The organism is Halomonas sp. SIMBA_159 (genome assembly GCF_046536035.1).
Lineage (GTDB): Bacteria > Pseudomonadota > Gammaproteobacteria > Pseudomonadales > Halomonadaceae > Vreelandella > Vreelandella venusta_A.
In genome coordinates this window covers 1-383 of sequence record NZ_JAWJBT010000154.1, presented here as the reverse complement: position 1 = coordinate 383, position 383 = coordinate 1, and the positions used below count along the sequence as shown (strand labels likewise).

Below are 383 nucleotides of genomic sequence, written 5' to 3'. Positions count from 1 at the left end.
CTTCACTCCATTTAAGTCATGTTCTTTTTTGAAGTTAATTAAATCCCATCCTGTCAGTTTTCTAACCCCGTCTTTTTTCAATTCTTTGAAGTTGTTTCTAATAATTGAAGTTAAGTATGGATAACTGACATTCAAGAAGTCTGCAACTGATTTAACAGATGTGTATTTACCCCACTCCATTCTAAAATACTTGTCAATAACATCTGTTTTGTTTAAGTAACTTTCATAATCGATTCTAGTATCGTCAGTTTTCATGTTATTCTCCTTTTTCTGCTTTTCAAACACTCTTTTACGATTGTTATAGTTTTCAATATTGTAGATAGGTTTAATTTTAGAGGAAGCCTCCTCACCAGCTTCTACTCTAACATCATAGTTCCAATGCC

General features: G+C 32.1%; 1 protein-coding gene. It reads right to left on the bottom strand.

From position 1 onward, the window contains the following. On the bottom strand, positions 1–255 hold a 255-nt coding region (locus tag R0J87_RS18785; RefSeq protein WP_498888101.1), incomplete at its 3' end, for a hypothetical protein. Between the last annotated feature and the right edge of the window lie 128 nt (positions 256–383).